This is a genomic window from Pseudomonas sp. NBRC 111127, assembly GCF_001320345.1.
Lineage (GTDB): Bacteria > Pseudomonadota > Gammaproteobacteria > Pseudomonadales > Pseudomonadaceae > Aquipseudomonas > Aquipseudomonas juntendi.
In genome coordinates, this window is sequence record NZ_BCBD01000145.1 from 1 (window position 1) to 14,011 (window position 14,011).

The 14,011-nt window shown below is 63.1% G+C and carries 18 protein-coding genes and 1 pseudogene; 11 read left to right on the top strand and 8 right to left on the bottom strand.

Features of this window, described 5'->3' with window-relative positions:
• The 4 genes from ribB to nrdR all read right to left on the bottom strand — a co-directional run.
• Positions 1 to 598 (bottom strand): 3,4-dihydroxy-2-butanone-4-phosphate synthase (ribB, locus tag APH30_RS21360; protein ID WP_082416230.1); only part of this gene is annotated, 598 nt, incomplete at its 3' end.
• Positions 599 to 616: 18 nt separating this feature from the next.
• A complete protein-coding gene (locus tag APH30_RS21365; protein WP_009685712.1) occupies positions 617 to 1,282 on the bottom strand; it encodes a riboflavin synthase in 666 nt (221 codons plus the stop codon).
• A 41-nt stretch (positions 1,283 to 1,323) separates the two neighbouring features.
• Positions 1,324 to 2,454, bottom strand: coding sequence for a bifunctional diaminohydroxyphosphoribosylaminopyrimidine deaminase/5-amino-6-(5-phosphoribosylamino)uracil reductase RibD (gene ribD / locus APH30_RS21370; RefSeq protein ID WP_054913698.1), 1,131 nt, complete (start codon positions 2,452 to 2,454; stop codon positions 1,324 to 1,326).
• A gap of 2 nt (positions 2,455 to 2,456) precedes the next feature.
• Positions 2,457 to 2,921, bottom strand: a complete 465-nt coding sequence (gene nrdR / locus APH30_RS21375; RefSeq protein WP_009685710.1) for a transcriptional regulator NrdR — start codon at positions 2,919 to 2,921, stop codon at positions 2,457 to 2,459.
• Between the two features lie 106 nt (positions 2,922 to 3,027).
• Between nrdR and APH30_RS21380 the strand changes: the two genes are divergently transcribed.
• From APH30_RS21380 to trxA, 3 genes are read left to right on the top strand one after another with little or no spacing between them, the layout of a single operon-like run.
• The gene (locus APH30_RS21380; RefSeq protein ID WP_009685709.1) at positions 3,028 to 3,480 is read left to right on the top strand and encodes a YbaY family lipoprotein; all 453 of its coding nucleotides are present in this window, start codon (positions 3,028 to 3,030) and stop codon (positions 3,478 to 3,480) included.
• On the top strand, positions 3,481 to 4,140 hold the full coding sequence (locus tag APH30_RS21385; protein WP_054913699.1) for a methyltransferase: 660 nt from the start codon (positions 3,481 to 3,483) through the stop codon (positions 4,138 to 4,140). It abuts the gene before it with no gap.
• 31 nt (positions 4,141 to 4,171) lie between these two features.
• A complete protein-coding gene (trxA, locus tag APH30_RS21390) occupies positions 4,172 to 5,044 on the top strand; it encodes a thioredoxin (protein WP_009685707.1) in 873 nt (290 codons plus the stop codon).
• A 75-nt stretch (positions 5,045 to 5,119) separates the two neighbouring features.
• On the opposite strand, the gene APH30_RS21395 is transcribed toward trxA, so the two are convergent.
• Positions 5,120 to 5,464, bottom strand: coding sequence for a hypothetical protein (locus tag APH30_RS21395; protein ID WP_054913700.1), 345 nt, complete (start codon positions 5,462 to 5,464; stop codon positions 5,120 to 5,122).
• Between the two features lie 128 nt (positions 5,465 to 5,592).
• Here APH30_RS21395 and APH30_RS21400 point away from each other — a divergent pair, with 128 nt between their 5' ends.
• From APH30_RS21400 to APH30_RS21420, 5 genes are all read left to right on the top strand, one after another.
• The gene (locus APH30_RS21400; RefSeq protein WP_054913701.1) at positions 5,593 to 6,174 is read left to right on the top strand and encodes a DUF2796 domain-containing protein; all 582 of its coding nucleotides are present in this window, start codon (positions 5,593 to 5,595) and stop codon (positions 6,172 to 6,174) included.
• A gap of 1 nt (position 6,175) precedes the next feature.
• A complete protein-coding gene (locus tag APH30_RS21405; RefSeq protein ID WP_054913702.1) occupies positions 6,176 to 6,886 on the top strand; it encodes an ABC transporter ATP-binding protein in 711 nt (236 codons plus the stop codon).
• Positions 6,886 to 8,151, top strand: a complete 1,266-nt coding sequence (locus tag APH30_RS21410) for an ABC transporter permease (RefSeq protein WP_009685703.1) — start codon at positions 6,886 to 6,888, stop codon at positions 8,149 to 8,151. Before APH30_RS21405 ends, APH30_RS21410 begins: the two co-directional genes overlap by 1 nt.
• A gap of 108 nt (positions 8,152 to 8,259) precedes the next feature.
• Positions 8,260 to 8,772: a DUF3299 domain-containing protein gene (locus tag APH30_RS21415; protein WP_156326590.1), complete on the top strand. Its 513-nt coding sequence runs from the start codon at positions 8,260 to 8,262 to the stop codon at positions 8,770 to 8,772.
• Positions 8,773 to 8,881: 109 nt separating this feature from the next.
• Positions 8,882 to 9,565, top strand: a complete 684-nt coding sequence (locus APH30_RS21420) for an OmpW family protein (protein WP_054913703.1) — start codon at positions 8,882 to 8,884, stop codon at positions 9,563 to 9,565.
• On the opposite strand, the pseudogene APH30_RS21425 reads toward APH30_RS21420, so the two are convergent.
• Positions 9,553 to 9,868: pseudogene (locus APH30_RS21425) on the bottom strand (MFS transporter); the annotation flags it as partial. The gene APH30_RS21420 and the pseudogene APH30_RS21425 overlap by 13 nt on opposite strands.
• A gap of 3 nt (positions 9,869 to 9,871) precedes the next feature.
• On the opposite strand from APH30_RS21425, the gene APH30_RS21430 reads away from it, so the two are divergent.
• Positions 9,872 to 10,096 (top strand): helix-turn-helix domain-containing protein, encoded by a 225-nt coding sequence (locus APH30_RS21430; protein ID WP_009685700.1) that lies wholly within the window; start codon positions 9,872 to 9,874, stop codon positions 10,094 to 10,096.
• A 301-nt stretch (positions 10,097 to 10,397) separates the two neighbouring features.
• Here APH30_RS21430 and APH30_RS21435 read toward each other — a convergent pair whose 3' ends face one another.
• Entirely contained in the window at positions 10,398 to 11,330 is a 933-nt protein-coding gene (locus APH30_RS21435; RefSeq protein WP_054913705.1) for an NAD-dependent epimerase/dehydratase family protein, read from the bottom strand.
• On the bottom strand, positions 11,323 to 12,207 hold the full coding sequence (locus APH30_RS21440; RefSeq protein WP_082416229.1) for a sugar nucleotide-binding protein: 885 nt from the start codon (positions 12,205 to 12,207) through the stop codon (positions 11,323 to 11,325). Before APH30_RS21440 ends, APH30_RS21435 begins: the two co-directional genes overlap by 8 nt.
• Positions 12,208 to 12,443: 236 nt before the next feature.
• Here APH30_RS21440 and APH30_RS21445 point away from each other — a divergent pair, with 236 nt between their 5' ends.
• Both APH30_RS21445 and APH30_RS21450 read left to right on the top strand, forming a co-directional pair.
• Positions 12,444 to 13,493 (top strand): TauD/TfdA family dioxygenase, encoded by a 1,050-nt coding sequence (locus APH30_RS21445; RefSeq protein ID WP_054913707.1) that lies wholly within the window; start codon positions 12,444 to 12,446, stop codon positions 13,491 to 13,493.
• 22 nt (positions 13,494 to 13,515) lie between these two features.
• On the top strand, positions 13,516 to 14,011 hold a 496-nt coding region (locus tag APH30_RS21450; RefSeq protein WP_156326588.1), incomplete at its 3' end, for a TSUP family transporter.

Below are 14,011 nucleotides of genomic sequence, written 5' to 3' on the forward strand. Positions count from 1 at the left end.
TGCGGTAGTGGATCAGGTCGGCGATGGTGCCGATCTTCAGGCCATGCTCGGCAGCAAAGACTTCCAGCTCGGCGCGGCGCGACATGGTGCCGTCGTCGTTCATCACTTCGCAGATCACGCCGCTTGGCTCGAAACCGGCCATGCGCGCCAGGTCGCACGCCGCTTCGGTGTGGCCGGCACGCGCCAGGGTGCCGCCAGGCTGGGCCATCAGCGGGAAGATGTGGCCAGGGCTGACGATGTCTTCGGCCTTGGCGTCCCGGGCAGCAGCGGCTTGCACGGTGCGCGCGCGGTCGGCGGCGGAGATGCCGGTGGTGACGCCTTCGGCGGCTTCGATCGACACGGTGAACTTGGTGCCGAAGCCCGAGCCGTTGCGCGGCGCCATCAATGGCAGCTTCAGCGTTTCGCAACGCTCACGGGTCATCGGCATGCAGATCAAGCCACGGGCATGCTTGGCCATGAAGTTGATGTGTTCGGGCTGGCAGCACTCGGCGGCCATGATGATGTCGCCTTCGTTCTCGCGGTCTTCGTCATCCATGAGGATGACCATTTTACCCTGGCGGATGTCTTCGACCAGTTCTTCGATGCTGTTGAGCGCCACGCGGCACCCCCTTCTCAATCAGGATTTCAAGAAGCCGTTGGCGGCCAGGAAGCTTTCGGTAATGCCACTGCCCTTGCTCGGTTCGGCGGCCTTGTCACCCAGCAGCAAGCGCTCCAGGTAACGGGCCAGCAGATCGACCTCAAGGTTCACCCGACGCCCTGCGCGGTAGTCGGCCATGATGGTTTCGGACAGGGTGTGCGGGACAATGGTCAGCTCGAACTCGGCGCCATTGACTTCGTTGACCGTCAGGCTGGTGCCGTCGACGGTGATCGAGCCCTTGTGGGCGATGTACTTGGCCAGCTCCTTCGGTGCGCGCACGCGAAACTGGATGGCGCGGGCGTTATCGCTGCGCGAGATGATTTCACCCACCCCGTCGACATGGCCGCTGACCAGGTGCCCGCCAAGGCGGGTGGTAGGGGTCAGGGCTTTTTCCAGGTTGACCTTGCTGCCGCTCTTGAGGTCGATGAAGGCAGTGCGCTTGAGGGTTTCGACGCTGACGTCGGCCCAGAAGCCGTCACCAGGCAGTTCCACGGCGGTCAGGCACACGCCGTTGACGGCGATGCTGTCGCCCAGCTTGACGTCACCCAGGTCCAGCTTGCCGGTTTCGACGTAGACGCGAACGTCGCCGCCCTTGGGGGTCAGGCTGCGGATGCTGCCAATGGATTCGATGATGCCGGTGAACATGGGGTCTTCCTCAAAACGGTTTGCACGGGGCAAGCCCGGCATTATACGCCGGGCGCCGGCAGGGGCACGGCTGTGACCCGCCAGTCATCGCCCACTGCGCGCATTTCGGTAATTTTCAGCCGCGGTGCTTCACTCATCCGCTCCATTGGCCAGTCCAGCAATGGGCGGGCATGGGAGCCGAGGAAGGTACCGGCGACGAACAACTGGTACTCGTCCACCAGGCCAAGGCGGGCAAAGGCACCGACCAGGCTGGCACCGGCTTCCAGCAGCACTTCGTTGACACCACGCGCGCCCAGGGCATGCAGCAGCGCCGCCAGGTCGACCTGGCCATTGTCACCCGGCAGGCAGAGCAGTTCGTGGCCGGCAGCGGCATAACCGGGGTCATCTGCGACAGCCGTTACCACCAGGGCCGGCCCGGCCTGGAAGAATGGCGCATCCAGCGGCAGGCGCAGGCGGCCATCGACCAACACGCGCAGTGGTGGGCGGCTGAGGGCCAGGGCGGTGGTTTCGGCATCCAGGCCCAACTCGCTGCCCCGTACGGTCATGCGCGCGTTGTCGGCCAGCACGCTGGCGGCGCTGGTCAGCACCACGCTGGAGCGGGCGCGCAGGCGCTGCACGGCCGAGCGCGCGGCCGGGCCGGTGATCCACTGGCTTTCACCACTGGCCATGGCAGTACGGCCGTCAAGGCTCATGGCCAGCTTGGCGCGCACGTAGGGCACGCCATGCTCCATGCGCTTGAGAAAGCCCGGGTTTAGGGCGCGGGCCTCGGCCTCGAGCACATCACTGGCCACTTTGATACCGGCCTCGGCCAGGCGCCGCAGCCCCCGCCCTGCCACTTGCGGGTTAGGGTCCTGCATGGCCGCTACCACCCGGGCCACACCGGCCTTGACCAGCGCTTCGGCGCACGGGGGCGTGCGGCCATGGTGGCTGCAAGGCTCCAGGGTGACATAGGCACACGCGCCACGGGCGCGTTCTCCGGCCTGGCGCAGGGCATGCACTTCGGCATGCGGCTCACCGGCGCGCACGTGCCAGCCCTCCCCGACCACTTCGCCGTCGCGCACGATCACGCAGCCTACGCGGGGGTTCGGGTGGGTGGTGAACAGGCCTTTGCGCGCCAGCTCCAGCGCACGCGCCATGTAGTGGGCGTCAAGAATCGCGGCTTGGCTGGGCATGTTCACTCTTTGGCCGGCTCGCGGGCCAGGCGGTCGATTTCTTCACGGAACTCGTCGAGGTCCTGGAAGCGCCGGTACACCGAGGCAAAGCGGATGTAGGCCACCTCATCGAGCTTGCGCAGCTCGGCCATGACCATCTCACCCACCACCAGCGACTTGACTTCGCGCTCGCCAGTGGCACGCAGGCGGCTTTTGATGTGCGCCAGCGCCGCTTCCAGGCGCTCGACGCTGACCGGGCGTTTTTCCAGCGCCCGCTGCATGCCGGCACGCAGCTTGTCTTCGTCGAAAGGCTGGCGCGTGCCGTCTTGCTTGATCAGCCGGGGCAGCACCAGCTCGGCGGTTTCGAAGGTGGTGAAGCGCTCGCCACAGGCCACGCATTCGCGGCGGCGGCGCACCTGCTCGCCCTCGGCGACGAGGCGAGAGTCGATGACCTTGGTGTCGTTGGCACCGCAAAAGGGACAGTGCATGGTGGCAGGCAACAAAAAAAGGGAGGGCCATGGTAGCGCATTGCACTGGCAAGACAAGCCAAAGGGGTTAACATCCATGGGAAATCTGCCCGTTAAGGACTCCTCCATGCACTACCGAGCGCTCGTCGTGCTGTGCTGCGCCGCCCTGCTCGCCGCCTGCGGCAGCGACAGGCCCAAGACCGATACCTCCGTTGCGCCGGCACCTGCCCGCGTGGCCAAAACCGCCGAAGCGCCCGGCCCGCTTCCGGCCTACCAACGCGAGTTGAGCGGCACTTTGCTGGAAATCCCGGCCGGCGCCGACGTGGAACTGGCGTTGCTGGTGATCGACGAACGCGACCGCCCGCAGCGCCTGCTGGCCAGCAGCAACCTGACCGCTACCGGCCAGGCCCTGCCCTACCAACTGCGCTTCAACCCCGAAGCCTTCCCGGCCGGCGCACGCGTGGAATTGCGTGGCCGCGCCAGCCGCTCCGGCCAGCTGATCATGCACCTGCCGCCGCTGCGCATCACCCAGGCGCAGACCCAGGCCACCGGGCCGCTACGTTTCGAGAAGGCGCCCTGAGTGGCACCGCTCGCCCTGCAGCAGGCCCTGAGCGGCCTGATCGGTGAAGCGCGGCTGGTCGTCAGCGAACTGCCCGGCTGCGCCTTGAAACTGTGGCTGATCGACGACCAGAACATGGACCGCGCCTTCAGCAGCGATGAAACCCGGCGCATTCTCGAAGACCCGCCCTACTGGAGCTTCTGCTGGGCCAGTGGCCTGGCCATGGCCCGTTACCTGGCCGAGTGCCCAGAATGGGTGGCCGGCAAGCGGGTGCTGGACTTTGGCGCCGGGTCCGGCATTGCCGGCATCGCTGCCGCCCGCGCGGGTGCCCGGGAGGTGGTGGCCTGCGACCTGGACCCACTGGCCCTGCAAGCCTGCCGCGCGAATGCCGCGCTGAACGGGGTACAACTGGGCTACAGCGACGACTTCTTCGCCGAGGACGACCGCTTCGACCTGATCCTGGTCGCCGACGTGCTGTACGACCGAGCCAACCTGCCGCTTCTGGATGCTTTTCTTGGCCGTGGTCGCCAGGCCCTGGTGGCCGACTCGCGGGTACGCGACTTCAGCCACCCGCTCTATCAGCAGCTGGAGGTGCTTGAAGCGCTGACCCTGCCCGACCTGGCCGAGCCGCACGAATTCCGCCGGGTCAGCCTGTACCACGCCAGCCGCGACACCTTATAGTGGTGGTATTCACGAGTTTGCGAGAAGCGCAATGAGCCAAGACACGCCTTACATTTTCGACGCTACCGATGCCACCTTCCAGCAGCTGGTGATCGAGAACTCCTTCCACAAACCGGTGCTGGTGGATTTCTGGGCCGAGTGGTGTGCGCCATGCAAGGCACTGATGCCCTTGCTGGCGAAGATCGCCGAGGGCTACCAGGGCGAACTGCTGCTGGCCAAGATCAACTGCGACGTGGAACAACAGGTTGTCGCCCAGTTCGGCATTCGCAGCCTGCCGACCGTTGTGCTGTTCAAGGACGGCCAGCCGGTGGACGGCTTTGCCGGTGCCCAGCCGGAATCGGCGATCCGCGCCATGCTCGAGCCGCACGTGCAAATGCCTGCCGCACCGCAGGCATCGCCGCTGGAACAGGCCAAGGCGCTGTTCGCCGAAAGCCGTTTCGCCGAAGCAGAAGCGCTGTTGCAGGCCCTGCTGGGTGAAGACAACAGCAATGCCGAGGCACTGATCCTGTACGCCCGTTGCCTGGCCGAACGTGGCGAGCTGGGGGAAGCGCAGGTGGTACTGGACGCGGTCAAGAGCGATGAGCACAAGGCCGCACTGGCCGGCGCCAAGGCCCAGCTGACCTTCCTGCGCCAAGCGGCCAGCCTACCGGAAGTGGCGGAGCTGAAAAGCCGCCTGGCCCAGAACCCTGAGGATGATGAAGCCGCCTACCAGCTGAGCGTCCAGCAGTTGGCGCGCCAGCAGTATGAGGCGGCGCTGGAAGGGTTGCTGAAGCTGTTCCAGCGTAACCGCAGCTATGACAATGGGCTGCCGCAGAAGGCGATGCTGCAGGTCTTTGAACTGCTGGGTGGCGATCACCCGCTGGTTGGGGTTTATCGTCGCAAGCTGTCGGCGGCGATGTTCTGACCTGAAGCTGATGGCGAGGGCTTCGCCCTCGTTCGCGGGCACGCCCGCTCCCACAAGGTGGACCTCAACACCGGTTTATCCAACCCAGTGATAAACCGGTGCATCCCCACCGTTTTCCACCTTCACCTCACTGCTGTGGCGCAAACGCACCAGTAGCCGCTTGCCCGCCGCTGTACTGCCGGCCAGCCCTTCCAGCCGGTCGAGCAATTGCGGCCCGCTCATCTGCCCCGCTAGGCGCAACACCTCGCGCGCCGCCGTCCATTGCCCGTCATCCTGCCGTGGCGCAGCCACCGGGGCTGCCGCAACCGCATGCGCCGCCGCCGGCACCTCGGCCTGCCGCCCCAACTGCGCCCACTCTTCAGGCTCAAGCTCGATGGTCAGGTCCACCGGCCATTCCCCAATCTGTCCACGAATTCTCACGATGCATTCCTTGAGCAAGGTCGATGGCCCATGCTACCCCAAGATGAAACCTGCGCCATGCGGGCTGGCAGGACGCAGAAAAGTTGTTATAACATAACCCAATTATCCAGCCCGCCCCGGAGCCTCCCATGCGTCGCCTGTTGCTCGCCCTGCCCTTCGCTTTGCTGCCACTGGCCGTGGCCCATGCCCACGAAGACCATGACCATGATCACGACCACGCCCATGACACCTTGGGCGCGCATGAACACGGCGTGGCCAAGCTCAATGTCGTGCTCGACGGCAATACCCTGGAACTGGAGCTGGACAGCCCCGCCATGAACCTGGTTGGTTTCGAGCACGCTGCCAGCAGCGACGCCGACAAGGCCAAGGTTGCCGCGGTGCGCCAGCAGCTGGAACAACCGTTGAAGCTCTTCGGCCTGGCCTCGGCAGCCGGCTGCAAGGAAGACCAGCAAGCGCTGGAAAGCCCGTTGTTCGGTGACGCCGCCAAAGCGGACGACGACGGTGACGAGCATGAGAAGGGCCACATGCACAGCGATATCAATGCCCACTACCAGCTGACATGCGCCACCCCGGAGAAACTCACCCAGCTGGACCTGGCCCCCCTGTACAAAACCTTCCCGGCCACGCAGAAAATCAACGTGCAACTGATCGGCCCCAACGGCCAGAAAGGCGTCGAAACCTCGCCCGCCAAGGCCATGGTCGCGTTCTGAGATGAGTCAGGCACTGATTGACCTGCAGGACCTGGTATTCGCCTGGCCCGGCCAGGCGCCACTGCTGGACATCCCGGCGTTTCGCCTGCAAGCCGGTGAGGCCCTGTTTCTCAAAGGCCCCAGCGGCAGTGGCAAGACCACCCTGCTGGGCCTGCTGGGCGGGGTGAACCGGGCGGACCAAGGGCGAATCCGGCTGCTTGGCCAGGACCTGGCCGCGCTGGGCCAAGGTGCACGCGACCGGTTCCGCGTCGACCACACCGGCTATATCTTCCAGCAGTTCAACTTGCTGCCCTTCCTGTCGGTAAGGGAGAACGTCGAACTGCCATGCCGCTTCTCCCGCAGCCGGGCGGAACGGGCCATCCAGCGCCATGGCAGTGTCCACCAGGCGGCAGGCGAACTGCTCGCCCACCTGGGGCTGGGCGACCCGGCACTGCTGGCACGCCGTGCCGACAGCCTGTCGATAGGCCAGCAACAGCGGGTTGCCGCAGCCCGCGCGCTGATCGGTCAACCCGAGCTGGTGATCGCCGACGAGCCGACCTCGGCGCTGGACGCCGACACCCGTGAGGTGTTCATCCGCCTGCTGTTCGATGAGTGCCGGGCCGCTGGTGCCAGCCTGCTGTTCGTCAGCCACGACCAGAGCCTGGCGCCGCTGTTCGATCGCCACCTGTCGCTGGCCGAACTCAACCGTGCCGCCAAGCCCGTGGAGGCCTGATGTACCTGCTCCGCCTTGCCCTGGCCAGCCTGGCCAACCGCCGTTTCACCGCTTTTCTCACGGCCTTTGCCATCGCCCTGTCGGTATGCCTGCTATTGGCCGTGGAGCGGGTGCGGACCGAGGCCCGTGCCAGCTTCGCCAGTACCATCAGCGGTACCGACCTGATCGTGGGCGCGCGCTCGGGCTCGGTGAACCTGCTGCTGTATTCGGTATTCCGGATCGGCAACGCCACCAACAACATCCGCTGGGACAGCTTTCAGCACTACGCCCATGACCCACGGGTGAAGTGGGCGATTCCGATCTCGCTGGGCGACTCGCACCGCGGCTACCGGGTAATGGGCACCACTGCCGACTACTTCGAGCATTACCAGTACGGCCGCAAACAGCACCTGCAGCTGAGCCAGGGCCGCGAATTCGCCAGTGACCCGTTCGAGGTGGTACTGGGTGCCGAAGTGGCCGAGGCACTGCATTACAAACTGGGGGACAAGCTGGTGCTGGCGCACGGTGTGGCCGCAATCAGCCTGGTCAAGCATGACGACAAACCGTTCACCGTGGTGGGCGTGCTCAAGCGTACCGGCACACCGGTCGACCGCACCCTGCACATCAGCCTGGGTGGCATGGAGGCGATCCACATCGACTGGCACAATGGCGTGCCGGCACGTGGTGCCGGGCGCATCAGCGCCGAGCAAGCACGCAGCATGGACCTGCAACCTGCCGCCATCACGGCGTTCATGCTGGGCCTGAACAACAAGATCGCCACATTCAGCCTGCAGCGGGAAATCAACGAGTACCGCAACGAACCGCTGCTGGCGATCCTGCCTGGCGTTGCCTTGCAGGAGCTGTGGAGCCTGATGGGCACGGCCGAACAAGCCTTGTTCGTGGTTTCGCTGTTCGTTGTGCTCACGGGCCTGATCGGCATGCTCACGGCCATTCTCACCAGCCTCAACGAACGCCGCCGGGAGATGGCGATCTTGCGTTCCGTAGGGGCCAGGCCGTGGCATATCGCCGGGCTGCTGGTGCTGGAGGCGCTGTCACTGGCGGCAGTCGGCATCGTCGCCGGGCTGGGCTTGCTGTATGCGGGTATCGCCCTGGCACAGGGGTATGTACAGGCCAACTATGGTTTGTACCTGCCGCTGGCGCTGCCGAGCGCTCATGAATGGAGCTTGCTGGCTATCATCCTGGGGGCTGCACTGCTGATGGGCAGCGTACCAGCGTGGCGCGCCTATCGGCAGTCGTTGGCCGATGGCCTGTCCATACACCTATGAGTGCGCGTAATGATCAAACACCTCACCGCCTGCTTCGCGGGTAAACCCGCTCCTACATCGGGTCGCGTTCCCCGTGTAGGTGCGGGTTCACCCGCGAAGAAGCCGGCACTGCAAACGCTGCTGATCCTGCTGCTTGCGGCAGCGATGCCGCTGTGGGCCGCCGAACCCAAGGAGCTCGACTGGCCAGCGCTGATCCCGGAAGGCGCCCCGGTCATTCCACCGCAACTCACCCCCTTGCACGACATGTCGCAATTGAGCAACGCCCTGGCCGCCGAGTCTGCGCCAGCAGCCCGGCAGCAGGCGCCGAACGCGCCGGTGGTGAAAAGCCTCGATGGCCAGCAGGTCAAACTGCCCGGCTACATCGTGCCGCTGGAAGTCAGCGAGGAGGGGCGCACCACCGAGTTTCTGCTGGTGCCTTACTACGGCGCGTGCATCCATGTGCCGCCACCGCCCTCGAACCAGATCGTGCACATTTTCAGCGAAATGGGCGTGCGCGTCGAAGACCTTTATCAACCCTACTGGATCGAGGGAAAGATACAGGTCAAAGCCTCCAGCAGCGAACTGGCCGATGCCGGCTACCAGATGGAAGCCGACAAAATCTACGCTTATGAGCTGAAGTGAGCGCTATTACCGGTTCATGAAGACGCTTCGTTGAGCTGGGTCAAACATTCTGTTTAGACCCATCCGTACCATTGGACTACTCGATTATTAACGTCCTCTGGGAGCTTCCATGAACAATTCCTTGCTCGGGGCCGCATTCGCGGCACTGGCCTTCGCCGCCCCTGTTGCCCACGCCCACCAGGCGGGTGATGTCATCGTTCGCGCCGGTGCAATCACCACTGCGCCGAATGAGAGCAGCAGCGACCTGAAATTCGACGGCAACAAGGTTTCGGGCACCAAGGCGACACTGGACAGCGACACCCAGCTGGGCCTGGCGTTCGCCTACATGCTCACCGACCACGTTGGCCTGGAGCTGCTGGCGGCTACGCCGTTCAAGCACACCGTAGGCGTAAAAGGCCTGGGTGGCGGGCTGGACGGCAAGCTGGCCGACATCAAGCAACTGCCGCCGACACTGTCGCTGCAGTACTACCCGATGGAACCGAACTCCAAGTTCCAGCCGTATGCCGGCGTAGGTATCAACTACACCCTGTTCTTCGATGAAGACCTCAGCAGCGCCCGCAAGCAGCAGGGCTTCAGCAACCTGAAGCTACAAGACTCGGTAGGTATCGCCGGCCAGTTGGGCATGGACTACATGCTCACGGACAACCTGCTGGTCAACGCCGCGGTCTGGTATGTGGACATCGACACCAAGGCCAGCGTCAACGGCCCCACCGCGCTGGGCTACAGCAAGACCAAGGTCGACGTGGATGTCGACCCATGGGTGTACATGGTCGGCCTAGGCTACAAGTTCTGACCGGAACACTGCAGGGCGGCTCCGGCCGCCCTTGCGCGTTGCAGCCACAGCCAATAAGCCAGGGCCGCCGCGCTGATGGCCATGCCCAGGCTGCACACCGCTACCCAGCGAATAGCAGCACATGTAGGCCGCAATCAGGCGGCTGGCCATTTCGCCACGCCCGGCCAGCAACACCGTCTGGTTGGTGACATGCACTGCCTGCACGGCAAAATCCAGCATCAGCACGCCAAGGACAAAGGCCATCACGGATTGCCCGAGCATGGCCGTGGGCAGCCATGAAAGCGTCAGCAGCAACAGCGCCAGGAGGTGCTGGGTGATTGCTGGGCGCTGATGATCCTTCGCGATGCTTTTGATGGCCTGCGTCGCTTCAGTGAGTTTCAGAAGAATCTGGGGCTGGCGAAGACCATCCTCGCCTCACGGCTCAAGTGGCTGGTGGAAAGCGGTTTGCTGGAACCGTTACAGGTGAGAAGTCTGGATGGGCGGATGTTGAACCCCGAGGACTGCGTGCGCAAGGTGGTGCGCCATGGCTGATCCTGGGGCTGCTGCGCAGCCCTGTCGCGACACAAGGCCGCTTGTGTCTTGAGAGAGGGATCTGGTGTTGCCTCAGCCGAAGAGGGTGTAGATCAACAGCCAAAATGCAGGACTCGAAGATCTCACGGTTCCTGTGGGAGCGGGCGTGCCCGCGAACACCGGCGCAGCCGGTGCCAGACACCGCGTCGCCTGCTTCGCGGGCAAGCCCGCTCCCACAATGGATCGCGCAGGCTTTTGAAATTTTGAGAAAGACAGTTGCTCCTACAGGCCGTGCAGGCAGGGCATCGCTTGGCCCGTGACTTCAGCTTTTACCCAGTAGCCGGGCCAGCCCCTCGACCATCGGCGTAGCCTGCGGGAATGCAAACCGCGCCAGCAAGCGCTGGTTATCGGCCCGCGAATGGCGAATATCACCCGCTCGCGCCGCTGCGTAGGTCACCGCTGGCAAGCTGCCCACGACTTTCTGCAGCGCCGCGAGCATCTGGTTGATCGACGTTGCCTGGTTGAGGCCAATGTTCACCGCACCCTCCTCGACCTGCGGCTGCTCCAGTGCCTGCACCATCACTTGCACCAGGTCGCCTACATACAGGAAATCGCGGGTCTGCTCGCCATCCCCGTACACGGTGATCGGCAGGCCCTGCACAGCACGCTCGCAGAAGATGCTGATAACCCCGGAATAGGGCGAGGACGGGTCCTGGCGAGGCCCGAAGATATTGAAGAAGCGGAACACCACCGGCTCCAGCCCGTGCTGACGGCGGTAGAAGTCCAGGTATTGCTCACTGGCCAGCTTGTCCACGGCATAGGGCGTCAGCGGTGCCTTGGGCGTATCCTCGGCGATCGACTCGCCCTCGCCATTGTTCCCATACACGGCGGCACTGGAGGCGAACACCACCCGGCGCAGACCGTGCACGCGCATGGCTTCACAAACATTGAGGGTGCCGATGAAATTGCTCTGGTGGGTACGCACCGGATCTTCGACCGAGGCCTGCACCGAAGCCACTGCGGCCAGGTGCACCACGGCACTGCAACCTGCCGCAGCCCGCATGACCAGAGCAGCATCGGCGACATCGCCTTCGATCAGTTCCAGCCGTGGGTGGTCGACCTGCAGGTTGTCCCGCCGGCCAGTGGACAAGTCATCGAGAATGCGTACGGCGTAGCCTTTGTCCAACAACGCATCGCACAGGTGGGAACCAATGAAGCCGGCACCGCCGGTGATCAGGATGGGGGCATCAGCCATGGCGGTAGAAACGGTCCAGTAGGGGCGGCAAGCCGGCGCGCCAGGCACGCGGCTTGATGCCAAAGGTATGAAGGATTTTCTTGCAGGCCAATACGGCATGCTGCGGCTCTTCGCTGGCATCCGGCCGCGCGGCATGCGCTTGCGCCGTGGGTGCCTGCACTGCCAGCTGGCGGTATTGGCCGGCCTCGGCCAGGATCGCCTGGCCCAACACCAGCGGCGTGGTCGCCTCGTTGCCGGCGTAATGGTAGGTGCCCCATAGCGGCGCATTGCAATCGAGTTGCTTGAGCACAGACAGGATCACCCGAGCCGCATCGTCCACAGGTGTGGGGTTGCCGCGCCGGTCATCGGCCAGCAGCAACTCGGCCGGTTGCTCGGCACGGGTGAGGAAACGACCGAGCGAGCCATCGATGCTTTCGTCCAGCAACCAGCCAAAGCGCAGCAGCACATGTTGCGGGCACGCCGCACGCACGCTCTGCTCGATCCGCCACAAGGCCTGGCCACGCAGCCCCAGGGGTACGGGCTCGTCCTTCTCGCTGTAGGCAGTGGCTCGCGAGCCATCGAATACCCGGTAGCTGGAAGGCTGCACCAGGGTGATCTGGTGGTGCTGGCACAGCTCTGCCAGCCGCTCGACTGCCCGCTCCTGCTGCGCCAGGCGCGGCTCGCTGACCGACTCGGCCTGGAACCAGTCGAAGTAATAGGCCAGGTTCACCAGGGCGTCGGGGCGATGGTCGTCAAGCAACTGGGTCAGGCTCGCCGGCGTCCAGCCGTTCTCGGGCGGGCGCGGCGCCAGGAATGCGATGTCCTCCTCGGCCCCAAGACGAATCAGCGCTTGCCCGAGGGCATTGCCACCACCCAACAGCATTAGGCGCATACGCATAGAGTCAGCAGATCCGGAGAGGTTGATTAAAGAAAGTGGGTCATTTTGCGGTTTCCGGGCGGGGAAGTCCAACCCTGGGGCGGAGGTGGATACGTAGGGCTATTCCTACCACCGCCGAGGACATTCCTCACATGACCAAGGGAGCAGGTCCTGCATCACTGCGTAAGATTCTCTGGCTAAATTAACGGCGAACTCACAAAAAGTTCCACCTCCCCCTACATACAAGGAAAAAAACAATGATAGGGAACGTGCCTCAACGATCGACTGAGGTCATCCAGTTCGAGCTCAATGACCAGCAAGCCAATTTTCTGGACTGCGCAGCCCGCCAAGTCGGTGCGATGGGTGGTCCAGATGTAGCAGGCAGCGCAAAAACTTCCATCTTCCATGCACAGGCACTGATGCGATTAATGGGTCGCCCGCAACGAGATCTGCTCGAACTTTTCAGCAACGGAAAAGTAGCCGCCATTGAATTCACAGGAATGCGAGAGCCCGAGCAAGACCCTGCGCCAAAATCTCTTCCGCCAATAGATATAATCTGCAATGAACCAACAACTCTTTATTTGAGCTCTCGAAGTCAGATTCTTTTGAGCCTTGTCAACTATAGATCATTCGCTTTCGACATAGACAATGAAAGCAAGCAGATAAGAATCGTAGGGAACTTCAAGGGTGGCGGTGCAGTGGGCTTGCCCAGTGAGACCGGAAGTGTCACAGCGGAGCTTAGTTCTCATTCTGGGCTTGAGCTTGGGCCGCACACGGAGCCCCCTTACAACTGTTCGCTCAATGCCGAAAACGGGCACTCTCCAGCACCCAGCGCCTTGATTCTGACGGCCCGATGGAACCCATCCCAAGAGCCGACAAAATTGATACCGGTACGCAATGTAATTGCAAAACTGAACGGCCTTGAAGCACTGGCGCTTTCATCGAAATCATTCTGTTTCAGTCGCAGTGAATGTTTCGTCAAGGACGACAGCGAGGACATGCTAGAACATTCCATCATCCAGTTCGACCCTCGAGGTGACTTCACCTTGCGCTACAACAGTTATCGGTACTCTGTGCACGAAAAAGCTAGCCAATTGGTGCGCCAAGCCTACTGGTCATTGAAAGATCTATTGAATCAGGCAGATTGTTACGAATTCGTTCTGCAGCCCACCTCTGCGTTGCTAATCAACAACAGCCAGGCCCTGCATGCACGCGACACAGTCAAAGACAACAGGCGACTGTTTGGGTATTCGCCGGATGCGCAGCCAATAATCCTGCAGCAAGACCCGTTGATAGTACGTGGCTAGTGAAAATGGAGCACAATTGATAATGGACTCGATCTATATAGCCCTAGCAGCCGTCGCGCTGTTTGCCGGTTTCTTCGATGCAATAGCAGGCGGCGGCGGACTCCTCACTCTTCCCGCTCTATTCATCGCAGGCATCGACCCATTGGCAGCAATGGCCACCAACAAATTTCAAGCTTCCTCAGCCAGTGCGTCAGCCGTCTGGGCGTTTGCTCGAAAACGAATGATCGATTGGCGAGCAGACTGGCCTATGGCCTGCCTATCCTTTATTGGAGGCGTCACTGGCGCCATGTCAATCAGCATGCTCGACAGGTATGTCCTGGAATCTGTCGTTCCCATCATGCTGATCGCGGTCGCGGCCTACTTTGCGTTCACTCCCACGCTGAGTGGTCAGGAGCGCAAGCAACGGCTGTCGAGCGTTGCATTCACACTGGCGGTAGTGCCAGCCATTGGCTTCTATGACGGTATTTTCGGGCTAGGTACCGGTTCATTTTTCATGGTCGCATGCACCCTGCTGCTGG

What these genes read in the sequence shown, in the direction of transcription:
- APH30_RS21365 (WP_009685712.1), bottom strand. Translation starts at nt 1,282, where the DNA reads ATGTTCACCGGCATCATCGAATCCATTGGCAGCATCCGCAGCCTGACC.
- ribD (WP_054913698.1), bottom strand. Translation starts at nt 2,454, where the DNA reads ATGCCCAGCCAAGCCGCGATTCTTGACGCCCACTACATGGCGCGTGCG.
- nrdR (WP_009685710.1), bottom strand. Translation starts at nt 2,921, where the DNA reads ATGCACTGTCCCTTTTGCGGTGCCAACGACACCAAGGTCATCGACTCT.
- APH30_RS21380 (WP_009685709.1), top strand. Translation starts at nt 3,028, where the DNA reads ATGCACTACCGAGCGCTCGTCGTGCTGTGCTGCGCCGCCCTGCTCGCC.
- trxA (WP_009685707.1), top strand. Translation starts at nt 4,172, where the DNA reads ATGAGCCAAGACACGCCTTACATTTTCGACGCTACCGATGCCACCTTC.
- APH30_RS21400 (WP_054913701.1), top strand. Translation starts at nt 5,593, where the DNA reads ATGCGTCGCCTGTTGCTCGCCCTGCCCTTCGCTTTGCTGCCACTGGCC.
- APH30_RS21405 (WP_054913702.1), top strand. Translation starts at nt 6,176, where the DNA reads ATGAGTCAGGCACTGATTGACCTGCAGGACCTGGTATTCGCCTGGCCC.
- APH30_RS21410 (WP_009685703.1), top strand. Translation starts at nt 6,886, where the DNA reads ATGTACCTGCTCCGCCTTGCCCTGGCCAGCCTGGCCAACCGCCGTTTC.
- APH30_RS21420 (WP_054913703.1), top strand. Translation starts at nt 8,882, where the DNA reads ATGAACAATTCCTTGCTCGGGGCCGCATTCGCGGCACTGGCCTTCGCC.
- APH30_RS21435 (WP_054913705.1), bottom strand. Translation starts at nt 11,330, where the DNA reads ATGGCTGATGCCCCCATCCTGATCACCGGCGGTGCCGGCTTCATTGGT.
- APH30_RS21440 (WP_082416229.1), bottom strand. Translation starts at nt 12,207, where the DNA reads ATGCGTATGCGCCTAATGCTGTTGGGTGGTGGCAATGCCCTCGGGCAA.
- APH30_RS21445 (WP_054913707.1), top strand. Translation starts at nt 12,444, where the DNA reads ATGATAGGGAACGTGCCTCAACGATCGACTGAGGTCATCCAGTTCGAG.